The 21,980-nt window shown below is 61.3% G+C and carries 24 protein-coding genes; 3 read left to right on the top strand and 21 right to left on the bottom strand.

Annotated elements, in window-relative coordinates; translation table 11 throughout:
* Positions 1 to 21: 21 nt before the first annotated feature.
* The 8 genes from nusG to SINAR_RS0111940 all read right to left on the bottom strand — a co-directional run bounded on the left by nusG (position 22) and on the right by SINAR_RS0111940 (position 4,114).
* Positions 22 to 531, bottom strand: coding sequence for a transcription termination/antitermination protein NusG (gene nusG, locus SINAR_RS0111975; protein ID WP_027999322.1), 510 nt, complete (start codon positions 529 to 531; stop codon positions 22 to 24).
* 56 nt (positions 532 to 587) lie between these two features.
* Positions 588 to 1,190, bottom strand: coding sequence for a ribonuclease H family protein (locus tag SINAR_RS0111970; RefSeq protein WP_027999321.1), 603 nt, complete (start codon positions 1,188 to 1,190; stop codon positions 588 to 590).
* Positions 1,178 to 2,269, bottom strand: a complete 1,092-nt coding sequence (locus SINAR_RS01000000133455) for a hypothetical protein (protein WP_050577495.1) — start codon at positions 2,267 to 2,269, stop codon at positions 1,178 to 1,180. The genes SINAR_RS0111970 and SINAR_RS01000000133455 overlap by 13 nt, the downstream gene beginning before the upstream one ends.
* Positions 2,269 to 2,517: a DUF6074 family protein gene (locus SINAR_RS0111960; protein ID WP_027999320.1), complete on the bottom strand. Its 249-nt coding sequence runs from the start codon at positions 2,515 to 2,517 to the stop codon at positions 2,269 to 2,271. Before SINAR_RS0111960 ends, SINAR_RS01000000133455 begins: the two co-directional genes overlap by 1 nt.
* A complete protein-coding gene (locus tag SINAR_RS0111955; RefSeq protein WP_027999319.1) occupies positions 2,514 to 3,302 on the bottom strand; it encodes a hypothetical protein in 789 nt (262 codons plus the stop codon). Before SINAR_RS0111955 ends, SINAR_RS0111960 begins: the two co-directional genes overlap by 4 nt.
* Positions 3,299 to 3,475, bottom strand: coding sequence for a thioredoxin domain-containing protein (locus SINAR_RS1000000137355; RefSeq protein ID WP_167333599.1), 177 nt, complete (start codon positions 3,473 to 3,475; stop codon positions 3,299 to 3,301). The genes SINAR_RS0111955 and SINAR_RS1000000137355 overlap by 4 nt, the downstream gene beginning before the upstream one ends.
* Positions 3,472 to 3,759, bottom strand: coding sequence for a winged helix domain-containing protein (locus SINAR_RS0111945; RefSeq protein ID WP_234710647.1), 288 nt, complete (start codon positions 3,757 to 3,759; stop codon positions 3,472 to 3,474). Before SINAR_RS0111945 ends, SINAR_RS1000000137355 begins: the two co-directional genes overlap by 4 nt.
* A gap of 142 nt (positions 3,760 to 3,901) precedes the next feature.
* On the bottom strand, positions 3,902 to 4,114 hold the full coding sequence (locus tag SINAR_RS0111940; protein WP_027999317.1) for a helix-turn-helix transcriptional regulator: 213 nt from the start codon (positions 4,112 to 4,114) through the stop codon (positions 3,902 to 3,904).
* A 141-nt stretch (positions 4,115 to 4,255) separates the two neighbouring features.
* On the opposite strand from SINAR_RS0111940, the gene SINAR_RS0111935 reads away from it, so the two are divergent.
* A complete protein-coding gene (locus tag SINAR_RS0111935; RefSeq protein ID WP_146033153.1) occupies positions 4,256 to 4,825 on the top strand; it encodes a hypothetical protein in 570 nt (189 codons plus the stop codon).
* Here SINAR_RS0111935 and SINAR_RS0111930 read toward each other — a convergent pair.
* The 6 genes from SINAR_RS0111930 to SINAR_RS0111905 all read right to left on the bottom strand — a co-directional run bounded on the left by SINAR_RS0111930 (position 4,802) and on the right by SINAR_RS0111905 (position 11,109).
* Positions 4,802 to 6,115 (bottom strand): tyrosine-type recombinase/integrase, encoded by a 1,314-nt coding sequence (locus tag SINAR_RS0111930; protein WP_027999315.1) that lies wholly within the window; start codon positions 6,113 to 6,115, stop codon positions 4,802 to 4,804. The genes SINAR_RS0111935 and SINAR_RS0111930 overlap by 24 nt on opposite strands.
* A 553-nt stretch (positions 6,116 to 6,668) precedes the next feature.
* A complete protein-coding gene (locus tag SINAR_RS0111925; protein WP_027999314.1) occupies positions 6,669 to 7,466 on the bottom strand; it encodes a substrate-binding domain-containing protein in 798 nt (265 codons plus the stop codon).
* A gap of 149 nt (positions 7,467 to 7,615) precedes the next feature.
* A complete protein-coding gene (locus SINAR_RS0111920) occupies positions 7,616 to 8,557 on the bottom strand; it encodes a phosphatidate cytidylyltransferase (RefSeq protein ID WP_027999313.1) in 942 nt (313 codons plus the stop codon).
* A gap of 7 nt (positions 8,558 to 8,564) precedes the next feature.
* Positions 8,565 to 9,176, bottom strand: a complete 612-nt coding sequence (locus SINAR_RS0111915) for a lysophospholipid acyltransferase family protein (protein WP_027999312.1) — start codon at positions 9,174 to 9,176, stop codon at positions 8,565 to 8,567.
* Positions 9,173 to 9,838 (bottom strand): CDP-alcohol phosphatidyltransferase family protein, encoded by a 666-nt coding sequence (locus SINAR_RS0111910; RefSeq protein ID WP_027999311.1) that lies wholly within the window; start codon positions 9,836 to 9,838, stop codon positions 9,173 to 9,175. Before SINAR_RS0111910 ends, SINAR_RS0111915 begins: the two co-directional genes overlap by 4 nt.
* A 95-nt stretch (positions 9,839 to 9,933) precedes the next feature.
* Complete coding sequence (locus tag SINAR_RS0111905) at positions 9,934 to 11,109, bottom strand: AI-2E family transporter (RefSeq protein ID WP_027999310.1); 1,176 nt, start codon at positions 11,107 to 11,109, stop codon at positions 9,934 to 9,936.
* A 450-nt stretch (positions 11,110 to 11,559) separates the two neighbouring features.
* On the opposite strand from SINAR_RS0111905, the gene SINAR_RS0111900 reads away from it, so the two are divergent.
* Positions 11,560 to 13,260 carry a long-chain fatty acid--CoA ligase gene (locus tag SINAR_RS0111900; RefSeq protein WP_027999309.1) on the top strand — a complete coding sequence of 567 codons (1,701 nt, stop codon included), beginning with the start codon at positions 11,560 to 11,562 and terminating at the stop codon, positions 13,258 to 13,260.
* 191 nt (positions 13,261 to 13,451) lie between these two features.
* Entirely contained in the window at positions 13,452 to 15,077 is a 1,626-nt protein-coding gene (gene pgi, locus SINAR_RS0111895; RefSeq protein ID WP_027999308.1) for a glucose-6-phosphate isomerase, read from the top strand.
* Between the two features lie 150 nt (positions 15,078 to 15,227).
* Here the strand turns inward: pgi and SINAR_RS0111890 are convergent, their stop codons facing one another.
* The 7 genes from SINAR_RS0111890 to SINAR_RS0111855 form a co-directional block, all read right to left on the bottom strand.
* Positions 15,228 to 16,154: a carbohydrate kinase family protein gene (locus SINAR_RS0111890; RefSeq protein ID WP_027999307.1), complete on the bottom strand. Its 927-nt coding sequence runs from the start codon at positions 16,152 to 16,154 to the stop codon at positions 15,228 to 15,230.
* A gap of 56 nt (positions 16,155 to 16,210) precedes the next feature.
* Positions 16,211 to 16,909 (bottom strand): orotate phosphoribosyltransferase, encoded by a 699-nt coding sequence (locus SINAR_RS0111885; RefSeq protein ID WP_027999306.1) that lies wholly within the window; start codon positions 16,907 to 16,909, stop codon positions 16,211 to 16,213.
* Positions 16,910 to 16,923: 14 nt separating this feature from the next.
* Positions 16,924 to 17,970 carry a dihydroorotase gene (gene pyrC / locus SINAR_RS0111880; RefSeq protein ID WP_027999305.1) on the bottom strand — a complete coding sequence of 349 codons (1,047 nt, stop codon included), beginning with the start codon at positions 17,968 to 17,970 and terminating at the stop codon, positions 16,924 to 16,926.
* A 192-nt stretch (positions 17,971 to 18,162) separates the two neighbouring features.
* Complete coding sequence (locus SINAR_RS0111875; protein WP_027999304.1) at positions 18,163 to 18,783, bottom strand: nucleoside triphosphate hydrolase; 621 nt, start codon at positions 18,781 to 18,783, stop codon at positions 18,163 to 18,165.
* Positions 18,780 to 19,562: an ATP-binding cassette domain-containing protein gene (locus SINAR_RS0111870; RefSeq protein ID WP_027999303.1), complete on the bottom strand. Its 783-nt coding sequence runs from the start codon at positions 19,560 to 19,562 to the stop codon at positions 18,780 to 18,782. Before SINAR_RS0111870 ends, SINAR_RS0111875 begins: the two co-directional genes overlap by 4 nt.
* On the bottom strand, positions 19,562 to 20,644 hold the full coding sequence (locus SINAR_RS0111865) for an ABC transporter permease (RefSeq protein ID WP_027999302.1): 1,083 nt from the start codon (positions 20,642 to 20,644) through the stop codon (positions 19,562 to 19,564). The genes SINAR_RS0111870 and SINAR_RS0111865 overlap by 1 nt, the downstream gene beginning before the upstream one ends.
* A 278-nt stretch (positions 20,645 to 20,922) precedes the next feature.
* Positions 20,923 to 21,948 (bottom strand): sugar ABC transporter substrate-binding protein, encoded by a 1,026-nt coding sequence (locus tag SINAR_RS0111855; RefSeq protein ID WP_003531511.1) that lies wholly within the window; start codon positions 21,946 to 21,948, stop codon positions 20,923 to 20,925.
* Positions 21,949 to 21,980: the final 32 nt, after the last annotated feature.

Genomic DNA, 21,980 nt, shown 5'->3' with positions numbered 1-21,980 from the left:
TGCAAATCGCTGAGCGGCAATTTAAGCTACTCGCCTGATACTTTCAAGCCCGATTTCTACCTCGCGCAGAGATCCAAACATCTCCACAACAGCTTTGATTGCGCGCCGTCCTACTACATTCGTTACTGATGCGTAATGACCTGAGAGAGGGCCGTCTTTGAGCTGCACGGTGTCGCCAGCTTTCAGGCGACGAACAGGCGGCCGGAGAACGTCGAAGTCTCCACGCTCCTGTGCATCCCGGATGTCTTGCACAACATCGCCTGGCACGGGTATCGGCGTCCCGCCGGCATCCGCCAAAAAAGACAGGACAGAACGCATTTCGCGGAGCGTGCCGAAATCGGCAATGCGAAGGTTCGCGAAGACATAACCGGTGAAAAGCGGATATTCCCGCATGATCCATTTTTTTGTTTGATGATGCCTGGTTTCCCGCCGCATCGTTGGGCAGTAAGCCGTGATCCCGTTATCATCGAATTCGAGCATGGCCTTCTGCTGCTGCCCTGCGCGCGTCCTCAAAACGTACCAGTGACCCATTCAAACGCCCTCGTTTTCCGATTTGCGAAGCATAGCAAATATTTGAGAATCCAGCACTATTCACCCATTAGACTACGATATTCGGCGGTTAGGTAATCAACAGGTTCTTGCGCTAGTGGGACCGCGGCGAGCGACGCAATGCCGATATTTGACAATTGGTCCGCGCGCTCGTTGCCAGTAATGCCGGCGTGACCTTTGCACCACTTAATCTTGATGTGGTCCGTACCAGCCAAGGCGTCATCGATCGCCCGCCACAGCTCGGCATTGAGCAGGATGCGGTTCTTCGGATCCGCATTCGGGCCGCCTCGCTGCCATCCGTGTTTCTTCCAACCGTGACGCCATTCGTTGGTGCCCTTGACGGCATATTGGCTATCACACCAGATCGTGACTGGCGAACCGAACGACTTTGCGGCTTCGATACCCCTCAACAGCCCTGTCAGCTCCATCCGGTTGTTCGTGGTGTCAGCGTCGCCACCGTGATCGGAAGCAACCTCCATGCCGTCCCTGTAGACTGCCACGCCCCAGCCGCCAGGGCCGGGGTTGGGCTCGCAAGCGCCATCAGCGAAGATATGAAGCCCGACAGAGAAAACCTCATGGTCGATTTCATAGGAGCGCTTGCCAGTGAATTTACGAAATCGGTTTTTGCTCATGCGCGCCATGTTTTTGCATCCGGGTAAATTTCGTTGATGGGGCTCAAGGGAGCGTAGCTCTCCGGATCGGGAAGATATGCGTAGAGGGATTCAGGTACGGTGATGTTCGAGTAGTGCTTGCCCTGATAGCTCTCCGACCGCAGGAACACATGATTGCCCTCTCTGCGGAACTCCAACAAGGCAAACGGGGATTCATCCATCCGGCCCCACCTCTCCAGCACGGCCAAATTTTCAGCATTCCAGAAGCCACGCGCGCCCAGGAGGAAGGCGAGTGTCTCGCGGAGGCTCTTCAGCATCGACATTGCTCGGAGACCGCGGGAGAGGATTTCCTCCATCCCGGCCGTGTCATCGTCGCTCGCGTTCCAAGCAGGCAAGGGATTGGCAATGTCATCGAGGACCTGCTTTGCCTTTTCCAGGTCCCTCACCGGTCGGCGGCTCGAGCCGAGTACTTCGTAGCCGCGGACGGCCCCGACATGCAGAGTTTCGAATATCCGCTTCTTCCGGTCGTCCTTGAGCCCGGTATCCACCATGACAGAGATGGAGCCGTTCATCAGGGACAGTTCGTTATGGAGGAACGGCGCGAACCCTGGCGCATCTTTCTCCAACTGGTGCCAACGCGAGAGCTCTAGTGACTTCGCCACCGGCATCATGCGCGCCACCAAGGCGCACAGATCCTCACGGCGAAATTGGAACTCTTCCCACGACGCCTGATAGCGCCGGCAGCGCGCCTGCTTGCGATAGAGGTCGTCAGCTTTCACATAGTCTTCGCCGATGTGCTTTTTCGCACATTCATGACCGATGAAAAGAACCGTCTTTTCGTGTGGGAACCAGGCCATCCGACCGACTTTGAATTTCGGACTGTTTGGCTGGCACAGTGGGCAAGGCACCAACGACTGATCTTCGCGGCGCGTGGTCGGAACCCGGAGTTCACCGGAGAGCAGTCGGACGTCCGCCAGATTGAACGGCCGTACTGTGGAGACGCGATCGAACTGTTCCGGGTAGCCGGTCGAATTCAAGTGCTCATGCCAGCCGCTCACGAATTCTTCGCTCGGCTGCTGATCCCAAACGGGAAAATATCGCTCTTCCATCAAGCGGCTCCCTCCATGCCTTTTGCAATCTCGTCATGGACAGCTCGCCAAAACTCACAAACACGTTCGGGCCGTTCGACCGGATCGACACCGAGCTTGCAGAGATGGTTGAGCAGCACCGCGGTGATCTGAGCCCGATATGCGCGCGCCATTTTTTCGGTGCGCATTGCCTTCAACGTCGCCGCTGCCGTTCTGATCTTTCCGACCCGCCGGGCCAGAGGGAACACTATGATCTGCGTTTCGCTCATGCCGCGGTCCTCGCATCGCTGCCCAAAATGTTCATTGCTCTTTGCGGCGAGAGAGTTCCGCCCATCAGGAACAGCTTCAGGGTGCGCCTGACCGAGTCGACGCGCTGCACATCGGTGCAAATCGCGTCCAAGATGCTCTCTGCCTCATCATCGTTTGCCGGTATAGGAAAGGGTTGGGTCGTATCGTCACCGAGAGACACAACAGCGTAGTGGTTGGAGTAAGAAAGAGGTTCCTCCTCTTCATAGCTAATAACCTCTACGGTATTCTCTACGTAATTCCCTGCATTCTCTGCAGTGCTGTCCCTGTAAATTCTGCAGTGCAGATCGTGCTCCAGCCCTGCAATTCTTGCAGTGGACAAATTGCAGGACTCGGTGCCAGCAGCCCGCCTTCTCCGTTCCTCTTTTTTGTCCGCTTCAAACTGCTTGAGGACTTCACGAGTGATGGTGAGGTGATCGAGAACACGATTCTTGCCGGCATTGACGATCTGGTACCGGATCGCTCCAGAACTGGTTTTACCGGCTTCCTTGAAATAGCCTTCGTTAACGAGCTCACGGCGAGCTTTGATGATCGTGTGCTCTGTTAACGCGGTGAGCGCCCGAAGGTGCACTAGCGACAGGTATGGGGCCGCATTGATGTCCCCCATAAAGTCCAGGTAGGCTCGCACGATTTTCAGACATGCGGGACCGAGCCGCGGATCTGCGTTGACCGTATTTTCCAGGTCGAACTTCCACGTCGCCAGGCTTGTATCTTTCTTCTTCTTCGGCTTTCTGGTTTTTCCTGTCATTCGACGGCACCTCGCCTATAGTCGCCGGCGAGTTTGCATGCTTGGCATGCCTGCAATGCCTTCAGGTCGAACTTCGTTTTGAGGATGTTCACGACGTGCGGCGGTACGTGGTTCTGTTTGGAGAGCCACCTTGCGGCAGCCCTCACCTTGTCTTCACCGATCGCCTCCATCATGCGGCGACCTTCGCGTCTTCCAACACGGAAACATCGGAATGCAGCACGTATCGCGCATGCGTCCCGGGGAAGGGTCCACCGTGTTTCTCGTGAATGGTTTCGATCGCGAAGCCCATAGCGCGGAGCTTCCACGTGTAGTGACTCCAGCGAGGTCCAGGATGATTGATCGGCGTGCATCCTGCAGCACCGGCGCTGATTAGGTTGCGAAGCGCCCAGCAAAGGCGTCCTTCCACAACCACGGGCAGGCCCAGCGGCTCTCCCTTGTCCAAAATCTGGACGCGCATGCGATAGTGTGCTTTAGCTTGTGTCGTCATCGACGGTCCTTATCGTTGGTGATGGGGGGTCGCTATAAAAGCGATGTCTGATCGAGCGGCGGGGACGTGAGTTTGGCGACCGGTCCCCGCTGCTTTTCGTTTTCTGCTGGCCTCATGCCGCACCTTTTGCGCGGTCTCGTTCCCATGCAGCCAATTCGTTCTCTTTGAAGAACTTGCGCCGGTTGACCACCATCGGCTGCGGAAACGCTAGCTTCGGATCGCGAAGCCAGCGGTACAACGTCATTCCCGAAATCTTGTATCTTTCAGCGACCTGCGGCCCGGTCAGAAACTCGGTTTTGCCGCCCTCGATATGTTCTCTTTTCATTCGCGATTCCTTAGTTTCCCGTACAGCAATCTATATACACGATCACTCGTTAACCATCAAATGCAACTGTGGAACAAAAGTTGGCATTGCCCGCAATTCACAGGCGTCGTAAGGGAAGAGACGCTTACCGGAGGGGATTCCGTGGCTAGACCCGCAGCCAAAACCGCGAAAACCGAGATGTTGACGATCCGACTGGACCCGAAGACACGGTTTCTCTTGGACTATGTTGCTCGCCTGAACGGGCAGACAATCACAACAGTCGTTGAACGTGCCATTATGGCCGCCGCCAGCAGCAACCCCATCCCGGGAAAGGATACATACGAGGCAGACACTACCTGGCAGGACATATGGCATGTCAGTGAAGGGGTGAGAAAATTGCGTGTCGCTCGCATCCCTGAGATGTACCCGACTTACGAGGAGGAGCGCCAGCTAGCGTTCGCGAAGGAGCACTGGCCATTCTTTTTCGAAGATGCGCAGGGCGTCAGCATCATCAGTGCTTATGTGGACGTCCTCTGGCCGCGAATTGACGAGTTCGTCCAAATGCACGAAGAGGGTCGGTCAAAGGATTACTTTGCTGCCGGTGCGGCAATGCAGGAAGCACTGCGTGAAGCGAAACTCAGAGTCCCTGATTGGCCCCTGAAGCCAAAATCTGAGCCGAAGCGTGAACCGGGCGCTTTTAGCCGAGATTTAGACGACGACATCCCCTTTTAGCGAAGCACCAGCCGCAGCTCGCCGGGACGCGATCTGCTGCACCAAATCGGCCCAGGCGGTGAGGGCTTGGCGCTTCTCATCGAGATAGTCGTACCTGTTGTAAATCTTGGCGACGCCCTGGATCGCACCGCTCTTGTGATTGATCACCGCCTCGACCACGTGGACCGGAAAGCCGAGGCGCGCCATCCCGCTGGCAGCCGTGCGCCGAAGGTCGTGGAGTGTCCACGGCTCCAACTTCACCTCATTCGGATCTAGACCGCGCTCTTCCGTCTCCTTCCTAGCCAGCGCAAGCATCTCAGCATCAATTATCTTCTTGGCCCTGGAGAAGCCGCTTATCGGCGTTTCGCCAGTCGTGGAAAGCAGGAACTTCTTCCCCACCTTCGGAAGAGCCTCGATGATCTGCAGCGCCAGAGCGGAGAGAGGGACGACGTGTTCCTGGCCGTTCTTCGTCCGCTCCTCCGGAATAACCCACTGCTGATCGTTTCCCTTCAGCGAGAATTCTTTGAGCTCTGCATGAGCGACCTCGTTGCGGCGCTGCGCTGTCAAGAGAAGGAGTTTAACGAGCGGACCGAAGGGCCAGCCTGCCTTATCGCAGGCCAGCCATAGCAGTCTGACTTCGTCGTCGGTCAGAACGCGCTCGCGGCTCGAGCCCTGTTTCGCCGTCGTGCCCTTCGGAACGGGTGAAGCGCCGACGATGTCCCGATCGACGCACCAATTGAAAAACTTGCTCAGGATAGCGCGCACACGCACCGCGGATTCTGGTGCGCCCCGATCGGCAATCTTGTCGAGCAGATCAACAACGTCACGCTTGGTGATGGTCTTGATGTCTCGAGACTTCCATACCGGCCTTATTTCGTTATCGATGAAGGCGATGGTGTTCTTCTGGGTGCTCTCGCGGTTTTTCTTTTTTACGTGCCTTTTGACGAAGTCATCCAACACCGCCGGAACAAGGTCCATTTCTGCCGGCCGCTGCGCCTCACGCTCGGCTCTTTCGGCTGCAGGGTCTCTGCCGTCGGCAACAATGCGCAACGCCTCCCTAGCGGCAGCCCGAGCGACTGAAAGCGGGAATGTTGCGTCGTCGCCTAAGACGAACGGCCCGATGGTCATCTTCCGCGGCCGACCTGCATGCCGATACCGAACCGCCCAACTCATAGAGCCGCTTGGCTGCACCACGAGATAGAGACCTGGAAGCCCCGCGTCAGGAATTTCCGTCCTGACGACATAGCCTTCAGCAGCGGCTGCCTTGCCGATCGATTCCAGTTTCTTCTGGGTCAGGATTGTCTTTGACATGCCGCTTTCCGGGGTAACGCCAGGGTAACACAGGCGGCTGTCTGCCCCTGTTAGCTGGTGTTATTAACACGACCGGCATATGGCCGCGCAAGCCCTGAAAATGCTAAGGTTCAAGCGTTATCCACTGTTGGGCAAAGTCGGTTCGTGAAAGATGCTTTCACATCATTCGTAATGATGGGGTCACGTGTTCGAGTCACGTAAGCGGCACCATTTTTCTTCGCGATCGACCTTCGATACCCGCGGCGAATCCGAACCGCCGGCACAATTCCCGACGGTTCACACCCTCCTCCAGCGCAAGTCGCACAAACTCCCGCCGCTCTCCCATAGTTGATACCTCTCGCCACGGCATGGAATACCCCCTTCGAAGCCAAATCCATGCCAGCATTAGCCGTCAGTGATGTATCCGAACGCCCGTCAGTCATGTCCCCGGGCTAAACAACGAGCACAGGGATAAGGAAATCAAACAAGCCGCGGCGGGCACCCCCGAATGTCAACGGGCCTCGGAGCGGGAGACACCAACCGCCTCAGGTCTTGCCGGCGCCCGGATATCAGGTCAGCGTACCCAACCTTCGCGGGACATGATCTTCTGCGCCTCATCGGAAATCAGATAATCCAGAAACGCTTCTGCTTCGGGATCGGCGTCGGGGGCAAGGGCCACGCTGAGGTCGCGCCATATTGCGCGATCGCTTGCCAGCGTCACCGCTTCCAGGGTTTCCGGGTTCGAAATCGGCCAATTCGGCCAGGTGATCCAGGCGTCTGCATCCAACGCTTTGAAGGCCTTGAAGCTGGCGCCGGAGCCCTGTTCGAAAGCGACAATGTTCCTGCGGAAGGCCGCGACATCCTCCAGCCGGCCAAGACGCCCCGCGATATCCTCCCACACACCCGTCCCCGATGTGTTGGCTATACCGGCCCCTTCGGTCACGACGATTTTCGTCTCTGCCGCCAGAAGGTCTTCGAATTTCGTGATCCCCTTGGGATTGCCCGCTTTCACCGCAATCACTGCCGGACGCAGGTATATCGGTTCGACCTGATCCGATGAGAAGCCCTTATAGGTTTCGAGGAAGGCAGTCATCGCCTGTTCGGACGTGCCCCAGATGACATCCGCATCGGCCTGCGCCTTTTTCGACCATGTCTTCTCCGGTCCGGCGGTGATTTCGACCTTGCGCCCAGTCTCCTTCGTCCAGATATCCGCGACTTTCCGGATCGCGGTGTGCGGACCGCCCGCACCATAAAGACGGATCACCCCGTCCTGGGCATCGCGGCTGATCGAAGGGTCATGGAGTGCGGTATCCTGCGCCGAAGCAGGTGTGGCAAGGACAGTCGTCAGAACAATCAGAACTGCAATTCGCACGGGCTTCTCCTTGTTGTCCGTAGTGGACCGCGACACCTTTCATTGGCTGAAGCGGCAGGAGAAACGACTGTTCGAAGGGTGCAATTCTTCCTTCAAGGAGGAACACGAAACCGTGATCCGCCGTCACACCGGAGCGGCTTTTCATCGTCTCACGTATAGAAATACCGCGTCAGGTGGAAAAAAACCGGCGCCGCGAAGCTCAGCGAATCCATGCGGTCGAGCACGCCGCCATGGCCGCTGATCATCGAGCCCCAGTCTTTTACGCCCATCGAGCGCTTCACGGCCGAGAGCGCCAGGCCGCCGAGGAAGCCCATGGCGACGATGGCGAAGGCCATCGCGGCCGCCTCCAGCGGAGTGAAGGGCGTTATCCACCACAGGGCGGCGCCGGCGGCCACGGCCGAAAGCCCGCCTCCGGCAAGTCCCTCGACCGTTTTCGACGGACTGACGACGGGTGCGATCTTCGTCCGGCCGAAAAGCTTGCCGAAGACATACTGCATGACGTCGCTGAACTGCGCGATGGTGATGAGAAAGAAGAGAAGCAGGAAGCCTTCGCCGGGCCGGCCGGGGATGTCGAGCGTCAGAAGCGCCGGCGCGTGGCTGATGCAATAGACCGTCAGCATCAGACCCCACTGGATTCGCGAGACGCGCAGCAGGAACTGCTCCGTGTCACCCTTGATGGCGGAAAGGCTCGGCAGCAGGAGAAAGCCGTAGACCGGTATCAGAATGGTGAAGAGCGCGTACCAGTCGATCCAGATCAGCCAGTATTGCAGCGGCAATAGAACGTAAAAGGCGGCAACGAGCGGCAGATGATCGGCGGTGCGCGTCGGCGTCAGCGAGACGAATTCGCGCAGCGTGTAGAAGGAGGTGAGCGCAAACAGCACCAGCGTCACGCCCCGTCCGAGAGCGAAGCTCACGGCGAAGATGGCGATCATCACCCACCAGGCCCTGATGCGGGCATTGAGATTGTCGGCCGTCGCCCGCCCCGCTTCGGAGGTAACGCGGCGCGACAGCACGAAGCCGATCAGCGTGGCCCCGCCGAGAAGAGCGCCGACGCCGGCGAAGAGGACCACGAGTTTGTCGCTTAAGGGCATGGCGGCCTCATCCGACTGAGTTCGGTGCGAGAGCTGCGACCGCCGCGCGGGCGCGTTCGAGAAAGCCGTCCTTCTCCTCACCGGCGCGATGCGCGACGGGTGGTCCGAAACGCACGGTGCAACTGATGGGCACGGGCAGAAAACTTCCCTTCGGAAAGGCGCGCGAGGGATTGTCGAGATAGGTGGGGATCAGTTCCACCTGGGGAAATTCCTGCGACAGCCAATAAAGCCCACTCTTGAACGGCCCCGGCAGCCGCTCGCTGCCACGCGTTCCCTCCGGGAAAAGAATGAGCGACCCGCCCTCGGAGAGCACGTTGCGCAAGGGTGCCAGCGCCGCACCGGGCGGCCCATGGGTCGACCGGTCCACGAGTACTCCGTTCAGCACCTTGAGACCGATATGGCGCCTGACGGCGCCCCTGCCCCAATAGTCTGCCGCTGCGATCGGATGCGTCGAGGCACGCAACGCACGCGGCAGCGCCGACCAGATCAGCAGCGCATCGAGATGGCTTGCGTGATTGGCGAAATAGATGCGCTGGCGCATTTCCGGCGACGAGCCCATCCAGTGCGCCTGCCCGCCGACAATGAACCGCGTGAGGCCGATCAGTGCCAGGTCGATCACGGTTCCGCGCCTTTCCGAATGCGCGAGACGATGGCCCGGGTGCGGGTCGCGCATGTGAGAAGCGATCCGGCAAGAATGATCCACGCCGCGGCATAAAGCACCAGGCGTTCTGTCATCAGCAATGCTTCACCGAGTGCCAGCACGCAGGCGAGACTCATTAGTGCCATGCGGTGCTGTTTCGCCATGGGACCGCGGAAATCCTGGGCCTGCCCGAGCGATCCGCCGAAGACTCGCACATAGGCCGTCAGGGCGGCCGCAAGCGCTGCCGCCCAGCCGAGCCACCCTGCGCCGGCGGCATAGCCGAGTGCAACGATGAGCAAGGTGTCTGCAACACGGTCGGGAAATTCGTTGTAGAGCGCTCCGACCGGCGAGCCGCGCCCGCCCTCGACCGCCACCATGCCGTCGAGGAGGTTGCACAGGAGGCGCAACTGGATGGCGGCGAGTGCCGCGAGATAGAGGAGCGGCCAGCCGGCTGCAAAAAGGAGGGCCCCCGCTCCCAGTACGGCAAAGACGACGCTTGCGAGCGAGATCTGGTTCGGGGTGACCGCAGTCTTCAGTAGCAATGCCGTCAGGCGCCGCGCGAACCCGCTGTCGCGCGCCGCTATGGGGCGCCGATCCGCGCCCGGCCCGTCTGCGTCTTCGCCGTCAGGTGCGACACTCATGTTCGAGAATTGCGGCCTACCAATTAAAGATTGCAGATTGTCTTAGAACAACTTCGATGCAAATTCCATATGGCCGCTGGGCGTCAGCTGCGGCCTCACTTGGCGGAAATATCCAGCCCGGAGATCCCGTTGCCGGTCGGTTCCGGTTGGCTCGTCACCTCGCGCAGCCATTCGCGCCAGATGGCTACGAGCAGCGCCATGAGCACGGGACCGACGAAGAGACCGAGAAAACCCATGGTCTTGACGCCGCCGACAAGGCCGAAAAATGTCGGCAGGAAGGGGAGCTTGATCGGACCGCCGACGAGCCTCGGACGCAATGTCTTGTCGACGATGAAGAGCTCCGTCGTGCCCCAGGTGAAGAGCGCGACGCCATGGATCGGCGAGCCGCTTGCGACAAGATAGACCGAGACCAGGGTGAAGCAGAGCGGAGCGCCGCCCGGCACGAGCGCCATGATTCCTGTGATGATGCCGAGCGTGACCGGCGACGGCACGCCGGCGAGCCAATAGGCAACGCCGAGCACGATCCCCTCGCCGATCGCGATGATGCCCATGCCGGTCACGGTCGAACTGATCGTGAGGGGCACCACGCGCGACAGCCTCTCCCAGCGCATCGGGAAGATCCGTTCGCCGAGATGGTCCAGTTGCTTCGAAAAGGACTGGCCGTCGCGGTAGACGAAGAAGAGCGTGATGAGCATGAACAAGAGCGTCAGGAAGGACTGGAAGGCGGACGCGCCGACCACGAGCACGCCGCGATATATGTTGCCGATATTGGAGCCGCTGACGAGCTGGACCAATTCCCCGAGGGCCCCGGGGTGGCCGACATATTTGACCCACTGTTCGCCAAGCCAGGCGCCCACCGCCGGGATCGTCGTCAGCCAGGCGGGCGCGGGTGCGCCGTTCGCGTTGGTCGCAACCGCCCAGACGAGCCAATCGCGCACCTCGTCCACGGCGTAGATCACAACGAGCGAGATCGGCACGACAATAAAGGCGACAACGGAAATGATGGCGATCGTCGCGGCAAGCGTGCGGTTGCCGTCCAGGGCCTGAAGCAGCCGGCGGTAAATGGGCCAGCTTGCAAAGCCGATCACCACGGCCGCAAGCACCGGCACGAGGAAACCATGGAAGAAATAGACGCCGCAAAGCAGAACGAGGACGAGCAGCCACCGGGCCGCCGAGATCGGAACGACAAGGGCAGAGCGTGAATGGGCCGGCTGCCCGAAGAGCCGCGGCTCCACGGGAAGGTTCTCTCGTTCGCGATTGCCCAATTGCACCAGCACTCCTCCGTCTATCCGAACCTTACAACAAACCCGCAACCTTGCCAGCCCGTTCCGCTCCGCTGGACGCGGTTTCCGGCGCAATGATGGCGAGAAGCACCGAATCGGCGCTTTACGCGAGAACGCACGCTTTTTCATCTAGCAGGGGGACGTGACAGCAAGATTTTCAGCTTTTCCAGGAAGACAGGCATTGATTTCCGTACGGAAGTGCGGCCTCAAAGCCGCCGGCCGCCGATATCGCGGCAAGAAACTGTGCTGCGGCGCAGCCGAAATTTCGCAAGCCTGCCCATTCCGCAGATCGTTGACGTTTACGTCAAAGTTATATAATTCCGATTACGGCTTGAAGAGGCGGGCTAAAAGCAGCATCTTCGACGGAGAGGAAGATCGGGAGGGATTTTTCTTCGCCGTGATGACGGCCGTTCATTGGCGACCAGAGGGAGGAAGGTCATGGCGGAAGCAAGCACGCAGCAGACGGGTTCCAACGCGGCGAAGATTTGGCTCGACTCCTATCCGCCGGGGGTACCTGCCGAGATTGGCCCGCTCAGCTACCGTTCCATCGGCGAGTTCTTCGACCATGCGGTTGCGCAATATTCCTGGCGCCCCGCATTCACCTGCATGGGAAAGGCGCTGACCTTCTCCGACCTCAACGCGCATTCGGCGAAAATCGGTGCCTGGCTGCAATCTCTGGGGCTCGCGAAAGGCGACCGGGTTGCGGTGATGATGCCCAACATCCTTCAAAATCCGGTGATCGTCTACGCAATCCTTCGAGCCGGGTTCACTGTCGTCAACGTCAATCCGCTCTATACGCCGCGCGAGCTGGAGCACCAGTTGGTGGATGCCGGTGCCAAGGCGATCTTCGTACTTGAGAATTTCGCCCATACGGTCGAGCAGGTCCTGGCCCGCACCGGCGTCAAGCATGTCGTGGTCGCCAGCATGGGCGATATGCTTGGCCCGAAGGGAACGATCGTCAATCTGGTGGTGCGCCGCGTCAAGAAGCTCGTTCCCGCCTGGTCGATTCCAGGTCACGTTTCGTTCAAGGCGGTCCTTGCCAAGGGCGCGGCGCTCGGCTTCAAGCGCCCGAACGTGGCCCCGGGAGATGTCGCGTTCCTGCAATATACCGGCGGCACGACCGGTGTCTCCAAGGGCGCAACGCTCACCCACGCCAATCTTCTGTCCAACATGGCTCAGATGGAGCTGTGGCTGAACACGGCCTTCCTGCGCAAGCCGCGCCCGGAGAGCCTGACCTTCATGTGCGCGCTGCCGCTCTACCACATCTTCGCGCTCACGGTGAATTCGCTGATGGGGCTGGCAACCGGCGGCAACAACATCCTGATACCGAACCCGCGCGACATTCCCGCCTTCGTCAAGGAGCTCGGCAGGTACAGGACGAACATCTTTCCGGGCCTCAACACACTGTTCAATGCGCTCATGAACAATCCCGAGTTCCGCAAGCTGGACTTCTCGTCGCTGATCCTGACCTTCGGCGGCGGCATGGCGGTGCAGCGTCCGGTAGCCGAGCGCTGGCTGGAGCTGACCGGCTGCCCGATCCATGAGGGCTACGGACTTTCGGAGACCTCGCCGGTCGCGACCGCCAACCGCCTCGACACCGACGATTTCACGGGCACGATCGGCATACCGTTGCCCTCGACGGAGGTCGAGATCCGCGACGAGGACGGTCGCACGCTCCCCGTGGGCGAAATCGGTGAAATCTGCATTCGCGGGCCGCAGGTGATGGCGGGCTACTGGCAGCGCCCCGAGGAGACGGCCAAAGCCATTTCGCCGGACGGTTTCTTTCGTACCGGCGATGTCGGCTTCATGAATGCCGAAGGGCAGACGAAGATCGTCGACCGCAAGAAGGACATGATTCTCGTCTCCGGATTCAACGTGTTCCCCAACGAGATCGAAGAGGTGGCGGCGACCCATCCCGGCATCCTCGAATGCGCCGCAATCGGTATTGCCGACCCGCATTCCGGCGAGGCGGTCAAGCTCTTCGTCGTGCGCAGGGATCCGAACCTCACCGAAGAAGAGGTCAAGCGCCACTGCGCCGCCAACCTCACCAACTACAAGCGGCCGCGACACGTGGAATTCCGCACCGAACTGCCGAAGTCGAATGTCGGCAAGATCCTGCGCAAGGACCTGCGCGGGTAGCGCGGCTCGCCCGCCAGCCCCTTTTATCTGCACAAAATCTCCTCCGTGCGGATGCAAGGGGCGGAGCCGCCCGCCTTTTTTCGCTGCAGCGCACACCCGCCCTTGATTTGCCGCGGTTAAACCGACTAGCTATCGCAGCCAATTCCGATGCCCCCATTCCATGCCCTGGTTGCAATGCAAGGAGCCCTGCGATGAAAGCGCTTGTCGAAAACCTGAAAGCCACTGCACGCGAGACCGACGCGACCGATATCCGCGCCGCCTTCGCGGCCGATCCGAACCGCTTTTCGCGCTTCAGCACGGCGCTCGACGACCTCCTCTTCGACTATTCCAAATGCGCGGTGAACGACAGGATCATCGAGGGTCTCGAATCGCTCGCCAAGGCGGCGAAGGTGGAGGAGAAGCGCGAGGCGATGTTCCGGGGCGATACCATCAACATCACGGAGGAGCGCGCGGTTCTGCATACGGCGCTCAGGAACAGGTCGAACCGGCCGGTGCTCGTGGACGGGAAGGACGTCATGCCGGACGTCAACGCCGTGCTGGGGGCCATGGGCGGCTTTGCCGACGGCATCCGCTCGGGAGCACTGAAGGGCGCCACCGGCAAGCAGATCACCGATGTCGTCAATATCGGCATCGGCGGCTCCGATCTCGGTCCAGTCATGGCGACGCTGGCGCTCGCGCCCTTCCATGACGGCCCCCGGCTTCACTTCGTTTCCAACGTCGACGGCGCACACATCGCCGACACGCTGAAGCTCCTCGATCCCGAGACCTCTCTCTTCATCATCGCCTCCAAGACCTTCACCACCATCGAGACGATGACCAATGCGGCGACTGCCCGCGCCTTCATCGCCGGCAAGCTCGGCGAGGCGGCGGTAGGCCATCACTTCGCGGCCGTCTCGACCGCCCTGGACAAGGTCGGCGCCTTCGGCATCGATGCCGCCCGCGTCTTCGGCTTCTGGGACTGGGTCGGCGGACGTTATTCCATCTGGTCGGCAATCGGACTGCCGCTGATGATCGCGATCGGCAAGGAGAATTTCGGCCGTTTCCTCGACGGCGGTCACGCGATCGACGAGCATTTCCGCACCGCGCCGCTTCGCCAGAACATCCCTATGCTGCTCGGACTCATCGGCTTTTACAATCGCAACGTTCTCGGCTACCCGTCGCGGGCGATCCTGCCCTACGATCAGCGGCTTACGCGCTTTCCGGCCTATCTGCAGCAGCTGGACATGGAATCGAACGGCAAGGGCGTCACGCTCGACAGCCATCCGGTGGAGTTCTCGACCGGTCCTGTCGTCTGGGGCGAGCCCGGCACCAACGGCCAGCACGCCTTCTACCAGCTCATTCACCAGGGGACCGATATCATACCCGCCGAGTTCATGATCGCGGCGAACGGTCATGAGAAAGACCTGCGCCACCAGCACCAGCTCCTCATGGCGAACTGCCTGGCGCAATCAGAAGCTCTGATGAAGGGTCGTACGCTGGCGGAAGCCAAAGCGCAGCTTACCTCCAAGGGCATGGACGAGGCGAAGGCGGACAAGATCGCTCCGCACCGCGTCTTCGCGGGCAACCGGCCGTCGCTCACCATCGTCTACGACCGGCTCGATCCCTTCGCGCTCGGCCGTCTGATCGCGCTTTACGAACATCGCGTTTTCGTCGAAGGCGCACTTTTCAACATCAACTCCTTCGACCAGTGGGGCGTCGAGCTCGGCAAGGAGTTGGCTACCGGCCTGCTGCCCGTCATCGAAGGCAAGGAAAGCGCCGAAGGGCACGATTCCTCGACCGCCGGCCTGGTCGCTGCGCTGTTGAAGGCGGCACGCTGATCGGCAACAGGGGCTCAGCGAAGCACGCCTCTGGCCGCCCCTCTCCCCCACCAGGGGGAGAATCCCCACGGCACTCTCGGTGACCGCGTTCCCCTTGTTGAAACGTTCCCATCGGAGCGATCGGTCAGCCGCGCGTGGCCGGCACCAATCTCACAGCCCGAGTTCGTGCCGCCAGGGCGGATTGGCACCCGCGCGCGAGACGGTGACGGCCGCAGCCTTCGCTCCGAGCGTCAAGGCCTGGCGGATCGCCTCGTCGGTCAGACTTGCCACCTTATCCTTGGTCAGGAGGTTATTGAACTTCAGCGAGGCCAGTACACCGGCGTCGAAAGTGTCACCCGCTCCGACCGTATCGACGACCTCGACCCGTTCGCTCGCGACCTCGACCTTTTGGTCACTCGTATAACCGACGGCGCCGTCCGCGCCGCGGGTGATCAGCACCAGTTTCGGGCCGCGTTTCAGCCATTCGGCTGCGAGCGCGTCGTGGCTGCCCTCCACGCCGAACCAGGCAAGGTCCTCGTCGGAGAACTTGACGATATCCGACATGGCAGCCATTCGGTTCATGCGTCCGACATGCGCCTCCCGGTCCTTGATGAAGCCGGGGCGGATATTCGGATCGAAGGAGATCACCCGTTTTTCGTGCTCCCGCGCCATCAGCGCCTCGTAAGTGGAGCCGCAGGGCTCGGGAATGAGGCTGATCGCGCCGAAGTGCAGCGCCTCGCAGAAATCCCCGAGCGCCGGTAGGTGCTCCGTGGTGATCATCCGCCCGGCCGTGTTCTCGTCGAAGAAGGCGTAACTCGCATGCCCGCTGACGAGCTTCACGAAGGCGAGCGTCGTGTGCAGCGGCAGCGTGGCGCAGGGAGCGAAATCGACATTCGCAGCCTCGAGCGTCGCGCGCAGGATGTCGCCGAACATATCGTCCGAAAGTCCGGTGAAAAAGCCTGTGGGGACGCCGAGCCGGCCGAGCGCGACGGCCGTGTTGAAGATCGCGCCACCCGCATAGGGCGCAAAGGCGCTCTCGCCCGCGGTCGTCTCCCGCGGCAGCATGTCGATCAGGGCCTCTCCGCAGCAAACGATCATGTCCATTCCTCCCCAAACCTATTCAACCGAGCCGACAAATCGCGCCAGGCCCTTCGTTATTGGACCGCGAGCGCGCTGACGCCGCCGTTACGACCCGACCAGTCGAGCGGAGCATCCAGGAAGGCTTCGACCTCGTTCAGCGTTTTCTCGTCGAACAGCGCCTGCTCACGCGCGACGGCAAGCACATTGCGCCAGGTGGCGATGTAGTGCAGGTCGACGCCCTTCGACTTCATGCTGCCGCGGGCTTCCGGGAAGATGTCGTAATAAAAGAGGGCGATGCCGTGCTCGACCACGCCGCCGGCCGCGCGGATCGCATCGATGAACTTGAACATCGAGCCGCCGGCGGTCGTCAGATCCTCGATGACAAGGACACGCGCACCCTCCGGCATATGACCTTCGATCTGGGCGTTGCGGCCGTGTCCCTTCGGCGCCTTGCGCACATAGATCATCGGCAGGCCGAGACGCTCGGCAAGCATCGCTGCGAAGGGAATGCCTGCGGTCTCGCCGCCGGCCACCACGTCGAACTGCTCGAAGCCGGCTTCGCGGAGGATCGTCGCGGCAGCGAAATCCATGACCGCCGAGCGGATGCGCGGATAGGAGATCAGCTTGCGGCAGTCGATATAGACCGGGCTCGCCATGCCGGAGGCGAGCTTGTAGGGCTCGTCGGCGCGAAAATGCACGGCCTTGATTTCCCAGAGCATCTTCGCGACCAGCTCGGCCATCACGGCCTTGTCGGTGAATGCGTTCGAAAACATGAACTCTCCTTCGGCTATCGGGTCGGTATCACGGCCCAGTGGAGCGGGAACATCGGGTCGAAAACCGTGACCGGACCGGCTTCGGTCTCGATCCTGGCGGGATAGCTGACCGGCTCCTCCTGCTTGCGCAGCGTGATCCTCTCCTCGTTTGCCGGCAGGCCATACCAGGCGGGGCCGTTCAGAGAGGTGAAGGCTTCCAGCCGATCGAGCGCGCCTTCTTCCTCGAAAACGTGAGCGAGGCAGCTCAAGGTGTTGATCGATGTGTAGATGCCGGCACAGCCGCAGGCGCATTCCTTGAGGGGGTCGACATGCGGGGCAGAGTCCGTTCCGAGAAAGAAGCGAACGTCGCCCGAGATCGCCGCTTGGCGAAGCGCCAGCCGATGCGCCTCGCGCTTCGCCACGGGCAGGCAGTAGTAATGCGGCTTGATGCCGCCGACGAGGATGGCGTTGCGGTTGATGATGAGATGATGGGTGGTGATGGAGCCGGCAAGATTGGCCGCATGCTCCCGGATATAGTCGACCCCGTCCTTCGTCGTCACATGCTCCATGGTGATCCTGAGATCGGGCAGTCGCCGGCGGAGCGGGTCGAGAACGGTTTCGATGAAGACCGCCTCGCGGTCGAAGATATCGACGTCGGCCGTCGTCACCTCGCCATGGACGCAGAGCGGCAGGCCGATCTCGGCCATGCGCTCGAGCACCGGCATCGCCTTGTCGATATCGCGCACACCGCTCGACGAATTGGTGGTGGCGCCGGCCGGATAGAGTTTGACCGCCTTGACGAGGCCGCTCCTGAAGCCCGCCTCCACATCGCCCGGGTCGGTGCCCTCGGTAAGATAGAGCGTCATCAGCGGATCGAACCGGTCCCCTTCGGGAATGGCTGCGCGTATGCGCTCGCGATAGGCGGCCGCGTCGGCGGAGGTCACGACGGGCGGTACCAGATTGGGCATGATGATGGCGCGCGCGAAATGGCGGCTCGTATCGGCAATCACGCCGCGCAGCATGCCGCCGTCGCGCAGGTGAAGATGCCAGTCGTCCGGGCGGCGGATGACGAGGTCTTGCATATCAGCGTTCTCCCGATGCTCGCGCCCGATCCGCGCGGCCGGCGTCAGGACGTACCGGTGCGCTCGAAGGGCGGCAACTCATGTGGTGAAACCGCGCTTCGATAACACCATTGCGCCGCCGAAGACAATGGCGATTCGAGAGGTCACGGCGGTATGCGGCCGGAAACCGCGCACACATTTCCTCGTCCCGCTCTAGAAGTTCCGGATGACGATATCCGCCGGCCTGCGGCTTCCGACGACCCGGCGGGCATTGGGTATGTCGTTGCCATAGGCCTTGCTGCGTGCCGCCTCCTCGTCATAGCCGTGATCGTGCCAGCGCTGCAGCAGGCGCCGTTCGAGCTCCTCCAGGCCCGGATCGATGAAGATCGAATAATCGAAGGCGCCGTCGAGTCCGCTCCAGGGCGCCTCGTCGAGCAGCAGATAGTTGCCCTCGACGAGGACGATCCGCGTCTCGGGCGCGATGATCCTCGCAGAGGCCACCGCGAGTTCCCGGGAGCGGTCGAAGACCGGGACGAGAACCTCGCCGTCATCGGCGCGGACGGCGGCAAGCGTTGTGAGAAAGGATCGGACGTCGAAGGTCTCGGGCGCCCCCTTTCGGGCAAGGAGACCTTTTTCCTCGAGAACGGCATTGTCCATGTGAAAGCCGTCCATCGGCAACACCGCCGTCTTTTCTCCCGCCTGCGTGATCGCCTCCGCAAGCGTTTCGGAAAGCGTGGACTTCCCGGCGCCGGGCGGTCCGGCGATGGCGACGATGAAGCGGCCGGAATCGACCGCCCGCTTCAGGATCTCATCCGCAAGGGACTCGACGCTCATGCCGCAATCGCCTCGCGCGGCGGCTCCTTCGCACCGGTCATGAAGGCCACGGCATCCGACATGGTGTAATCCTTGGGATTGATCACGCAGAGGCGGCGGCCGAGGCGATGGATATGGATCCTGTCCGCGACTTCGAAGACATGCGGCATATTGTGCGAGATCAGGACGATCGGCAGGCCCCGGCGACGCACGTCCAGGATCAGTTCCAGCACACGCCGGCTTTCCTTAACCCCGAGCGCAGCCGTTGGCTCGTCCATGATGACGACCTTGGAGCCGAAGGCGGCAGCGCGCGCCACCGCCACGCCCTGGCGTTGTCCGCCGGAGAGCGTCTCGACCGCCTGGTTGATGTTCTGAATGGTCATCAGACCGAGCTCGGAGAGCTTCTCCCGTGCCTGCTTTTCCATGGCGGCGCGGTCAAGCGAACGGAACCACTTGCCCATGATGCCCGGCTTGCGGATCTCCCGGCCGAGGAACATGTTGTCGGCGATCGACAGTGCCGGCGACAGAGCCAGGTTCTGATAGACCGTTTCGATGCCGGCTTGCCTCGCTTCCATCGGAGAGCGGAAGTGGACGGGCTTGCCTTCCAGGCGGATCTCGCCCTCGTCTGGCGTGACGGCCCCGGAAATCGCCTTGATCATCGAGGACTTGCCGGCGCCGTTGTCGCCGATCACGGCCAGGATTTCGCCGGGATAGAGGTCGAAATCGGCACGGTCGAGGGCGGTGACGCGACCATAGCGCTTGACGAGGCCACGAGCGGTAAGGATGGGTTCCTGTGCCATCAGGCTGCTACCTTTCTGATCCACTGGTCGATTGCGACGGCGATGATGATCAGCAAGCCGATCAGGAGATAGGTCCATTGCGGGTCGGTGCCCATAAGGCGCAGGCCGAGCGAGAAGACGCCGACGATCAGCGCGCCGAAGAGCATGCCCATGATGGAACCGCGGCCACCGAAGAGCGAGATGCCGCCGATCACCACGGCGGTGATCGATTCGATGTTCGCAAACTGGCCCGCTGTCGGGGAGACGGAGCCGATGCGGCCGATGAGGGCCCAGCCGGCAAGGGCGCAGATAAGACCGGAGAGCGTATAGATGGTGATGAGCATGCGCGTGACGTTGACACCGGCGAGCTTGGCAGCCTCGGGGTCGTCGCCGACGGCATAGACATAGCGCCCCCAGGCGGTGCGGTTCAGAACGTACCAAAGAAGGCAGACGAGGAGCACCATCATCACGACGCCGTAGGTGAAGACGGCATTGCCGATGCGGAAGTTCTGGCCGAAGAACTGCAGGATCGAGGCATTCGCGGAAATGTCCTGAGCCCTGATCGTCTCATTGGCGGAATAGAGGAAGTTGGAGGCGAGCACGATCTGCCACATGCCGAGCGTGACGATAAAGGGCGGCAGCTTCATGCGCGCGACGAGCATTCCGTTGATGTAGCCGCAGAGCGCCCCCACCCCAAGTCCGCAGATGACGGAGAGCACCGGCGGGAAGCCGTAGCGGAAGGTGAACTGCCCCATGATCACGGATGAGAGCACCATGATGGCACCGACCGAAAGATCGATACCGGCGGTCAGGATCACGAGCGTCTGAGCGGCACCGACGATACCGACGATTGCCACCTGCTGAAGGATCAGCGTCATGGTGAAGGCGGAGAAGAACTTTCCCCCCAGGATGACACCGAAAACGATCAGCGACAGGACCAGCACGATCAGCGGCACCGCGGCCGGGCTCGAATGCAGGAAGTGCTGCAGCTTCTGAAGCAGCGTCTTGTCATGCGTGTCGAAAGACGCCAGATCCGTCGAACTGTTGGCCAGGACCTTTTCGAATTCCTGGGATGGCTGTGCGGCTGTGTTTGTTTCGCCCATGGGGACTCCTCCCGTGAACCCCGCTCAAGAGGGGGTGCATTGCTGCAGGATGCGCGGCCCACCGGCCGAAGCGGCGAGCCTCAGAACTCTCCACGAAATCCGGCTCGCGCCGCAATCGGTTCTGAGAAGCCAGAGCGGAACGCGGGCAAAAAGCACCTCGCGCTTTCCTCGCCCCGCTCTGAAAATTGCGCAGGTTTTCGGCACCTTGTCAAAGACCTTGGCCCTTGCGGGAAGGGCGGCCGGGGCCGCCCTTCCCTGCACACCCGTGTGCCGGCCGATCAGCCCCAGCACTTCTCCATGCCGGTCTTGGTATCGATCGACTCGACGCCGGACACCGGCTTGTCGGTGACGAGCGAAACGCCGGTGTCGACGAAGTCCTTGCCTTCGGTCGGAGTAGGCTTCTCACCCGTATCGGCGAACTTCTTGATCGCCTCGATGCCGAGCGCCGCCATCATCAGCGGATACTGCTGCGACGTCGCACCGATCACGCCCTCGGCGACATTCTTGACGCCCGGGCAGCCACCGTCGACGGAAACGATCAGCACGTCCTTCTCGCGTCCGACGGACTTCAGCGCCTCATAGGCGCCGGCGGCGGCCGGCTCGTTGATCGTGTGGACGACGTTGATGGTCGGATCCTTCTGAAGGAGGTTCTCCATGGCGGTCCGGCCGCCCTCTTCGTTGCCGTTGGTGATGTCGTGGCCGACGATGCGCGGATCATCCTCGTCGCCGATCTTGTTCGGGTCCTTGGGGTCGATGCCGAAACCGATCATGAAGCCCTGGTCGCGCAGCACGTCGACGGAGGGCTGCGACGGCGTGAGGTCGAGGAAGGCCACCTTGGCCTCCTTGGCGGCGTCGCCGAGCGTGGCGGCCGCCCACTGGCCGATGAGTTTGCCGGCAAGCAGGTTGTCCGTCGCAAAAGTCGCGTCGGCGGCATCGAGGGGTTCGAGCGGCGTGTCGAGCGCGATGACCAGAAGACCCGCATCCCGCGCCTTCTGGACCTGAGGCACGATACCCTGGGTATCGGAGGCGGCAATCAGGATACCCTTGGCGCCGTCGGCGATGCAGGTCTCGATCGCAGCGACCTGGCTCTCGGAATCCCCGTCGATCTTGCCGGCATAGGACTTCAGGGTAACGCCCAGTTCCTTGGCCTTGGCGGCCGCGCCTTCCTTCATCTTCACGAAGAAGGGATTGGTGTCGGTTTTGGTGATGAGGCATGCCGACACCTCGGCTGCCTGCGAGGGCGATGCGAAAGCCACGCCCATGGCGAGCGCGCCGAATGCGGCAGAAAGAACTGTCTTCTTCATTAAATCCTCCCAAGGATGAAAAATGCCGGCGT

The organism is Sinorhizobium arboris LMG 14919 (genome assembly GCF_000427465.1).
In the GTDB taxonomy this organism is placed as follows: Bacteria; Pseudomonadota; Alphaproteobacteria; order Rhizobiales; family Rhizobiaceae; genus Sinorhizobium; species Sinorhizobium arboris.
This window is presented reverse-complemented; position numbering and strand designations above follow the sequence as displayed.

Coding starts and splice junctions, on each gene's coding strand:
- SINAR_RS0111855 (WP_003531511.1), bottom strand. CDS start 21,948: ATGAAGAAGACAGTTCTTTCTGCCGCATTCGGCGCGCTCGCCATGGGC.
- SINAR_RS0111970 (WP_027999321.1), bottom strand. CDS start 1,190: ATGGCGCGCATGAGCAAAAACCGATTTCGTAAATTCACTGGCAAGCGC.
- SINAR_RS01000000133455 (WP_050577495.1), bottom strand. CDS start 2,269: ATGGAAGAGCGATATTTTCCCGTTTGGGATCAGCAGCCGAGCGAAGAA.
- SINAR_RS0111885 (WP_027999306.1), bottom strand. CDS start 16,909: ATGTTTTCGAACGCATTCACCGACAAGGCCGTGATGGCCGAGCTGGTC.
- SINAR_RS0111910 (WP_027999311.1), bottom strand. CDS start 9,838: ATGAGTGTCGCACCTGACGGCGAAGACGCAGACGGGCCGGGCGCGGAT.
- SINAR_RS0111870 (WP_027999303.1), bottom strand. CDS start 19,562: ATGGCACAGGAACCCATCCTTACCGCTCGTGGCCTCGTCAAGCGCTAT.
- SINAR_RS0111865 (WP_027999302.1), bottom strand. CDS start 20,644: ATGGGCGAAACAAACACAGCCGCACAGCCATCCCAGGAATTCGAAAAG.
- SINAR_RS0111920 (WP_027999313.1), bottom strand. CDS start 8,557: ATGCCCTTAAGCGACAAACTCGTGGTCCTCTTCGCCGGCGTCGGCGCT.
- SINAR_RS0111900 (WP_027999309.1), top strand. CDS start 11,560: ATGGCGGAAGCAAGCACGCAGCAGACGGGTTCCAACGCGGCGAAGATT.
- SINAR_RS0111960 (WP_027999320.1), bottom strand. CDS start 2,517: ATGAGCGAAACGCAGATCATAGTGTTCCCTCTGGCCCGGCGGGTCGGA.
- SINAR_RS0111955 (WP_027999319.1), bottom strand. CDS start 3,302: ATGACAGGAAAAACCAGAAAGCCGAAGAAGAAGAAAGATACAAGCCTG.
- SINAR_RS0111875 (WP_027999304.1), bottom strand. CDS start 18,783: ATGAGCGTCGAGTCCCTTGCGGATGAGATCCTGAAGCGGGCGGTCGAT.
- nusG (WP_027999322.1), bottom strand. CDS start 531: ATGGGTCACTGGTACGTTTTGAGGACGCGCGCAGGGCAGCAGCAGAAG.
- SINAR_RS1000000137355 (WP_167333599.1), bottom strand. CDS start 3,475: ATGATGGAGGCGATCGGTGAAGACAAGGTGAGGGCTGCCGCAAGGTGG.
- SINAR_RS0111930 (WP_027999315.1), bottom strand. CDS start 6,115: ATGTCAAAGACAATCCTGACCCAGAAGAAACTGGAATCGATCGGCAAG.
- pgi (WP_027999308.1), top strand. CDS start 13,452: ATGAAAGCGCTTGTCGAAAACCTGAAAGCCACTGCACGCGAGACCGAC.
- pyrC (WP_027999305.1), bottom strand. CDS start 17,970: ATGCAAGACCTCGTCATCCGCCGCCCGGACGACTGGCATCTTCACCTG.
- SINAR_RS0111940 (WP_027999317.1), bottom strand. CDS start 4,114: ATGAAAAGAGAACATATCGAGGGCGGCAAAACCGAGTTTCTGACCGGG.
- SINAR_RS0111945 (WP_234710647.1), bottom strand. CDS start 3,759: ATGCGCGTCCAGATTTTGGACAAGGGAGAGCCGCTGGGCCTGCCCGTG.
- SINAR_RS0111890 (WP_027999307.1), bottom strand. CDS start 16,154: ATGATCGTTTGCTGCGGAGAGGCCCTGATCGACATGCTGCCGCGGGAG.